The organism is Mesorhizobium sp. M7A.F.Ca.CA.001.08.2.1 (genome assembly GCF_003998455.1).
Lineage (GTDB): Bacteria > Pseudomonadota > Alphaproteobacteria > Rhizobiales > Rhizobiaceae > Mesorhizobium > Mesorhizobium ciceri.
In genome coordinates this window covers 1-792 of sequence record NZ_RZPW01001317.1, presented here as the reverse complement: position 1 = coordinate 792, position 792 = coordinate 1, and the positions used below count along the sequence as shown (strand labels likewise).

Here is a 792-nt window from a genome sequence, read left to right as displayed (position 1 = left end):
AATCAAAACGCCGAAACGCTGATCAAGAGCTTCGATATTCGCGCGCGCGGACCGGGCGATGCGGTCAAGCGGCTTTCGGGCGGAAACATCCAGAAGGTCGTTCTGGCACGCGAATTCACCAATGGCGCCGATTTCCTGCTGATCGACCAGCCGACGCGCGGCGTCGACATCGGCGCCCAGGAGGCCATTCATGACGAGATCATGCGCCAGCGTGCCGCCGGCCGCGCGATCCTGCTGATTTCCGTGCAACTCGACGAACTGGCCGCCCTTGCCGACCGCATCCTGGTAATGTTCAACGGGCGGATCATGGGCGAGGTCTCTGGCGATGACGCCGACGAGGAGCGCATCGGCATGATGATGGCAGGCGTGGCCGCGCCGGAATTCGCCGCGGAGACCGCATCATGAGAGACCATTTGCATGCCGTTTCCGGCCAGGTCATCGCCATCGGCGTGGCACTGCTGATGGGCGCGATCATCATCCTCATGGTCGGCGAAAGCCCGGTGCGTGTGTTCATGACACTGTTGCGCGGCGCCTTCGGCGATCAGGAGAAGATTGCCGGGACCTTGCTGCAGACGACGCCGATCCTGATCTGCGGTGTCGCTGCCTGCATCGGCTTGCGCGGCGGCATGTTCAACGTCGGCATCGAGGGCCAGCTGTTCCTCGGCGGCTTCGCCGCCGCCTGGGTCGGCTTTGCCATGCCCCTGCCCGCGGGCATCCACACGCTGGCAGCACTGGCGCTGGCGGTCGTGGCAGGCGCGGCTTTGGGCGCCATCCCCCCCTATTTTCCCGCCC

At 65.2% G+C, this 792-nt stretch carries 2 pseudogenes; both read left to right on the top strand.

Annotated elements, in window-relative coordinates:
* A pseudogene (locus EN914_RS37100) lies at window positions 1-405 on the top strand (ATP-binding cassette domain-containing protein); the annotation flags it as partial.
* A pseudogene (locus tag EN914_RS37095) lies at window positions 402-792 on the top strand (ABC transporter permease); the annotation flags it as partial. The pseudogenes EN914_RS37100 and EN914_RS37095, both read left to right, overlap by 4 nt.